Source organism: Zoogloea sp. LCSB751, assembly GCF_002028455.1.
Lineage (GTDB): Bacteria > Pseudomonadota > Gammaproteobacteria > Burkholderiales > Rhodocyclaceae > Zoogloea.
The window spans coordinates 1-242 of record NZ_MWUM01000535.1 but is presented as its reverse complement, the minus strand read 5'-3'; the positions used below and the strand labels follow the sequence as shown (position 1 = coordinate 242).

The 242-nt window shown below is 64.5% G+C and carries 1 protein-coding gene; it reads right to left on the bottom strand.

The features are described from left to right. Window positions 1-223: 2OG-Fe(II) oxygenase family protein (locus B4920_RS27625; RefSeq protein WP_216820129.1), on the bottom strand; the 223-nt coding region annotated here is incomplete at its 3' end. Window positions 224-242: the final 19 nt, after the last annotated feature.

The following is a 242-nucleotide window of genomic DNA, read 5'->3' as shown; positions in this document are numbered from 1 at the left end:
TGTCACCTATGTTGATGATGAGGGTGCCAAAGTCGCAGGGCACGTCCATCCACTCCCCGTCCGAGCCTTTCACCTGCAGGCCGGGCTCGCTCGCGGCGGGCAGTATGGTCAGCAGGTTGATGTCTTCATGGGCCGCGGCGCGGATGGCCCCCGGCTCTTCGGTGCCGTCGAACGGCGGATAGTGCAGCACTCGCAGCAGGGTCTTCTGGCTCTCTTCGATCATGGAGGAGAGCGGGCAGCTG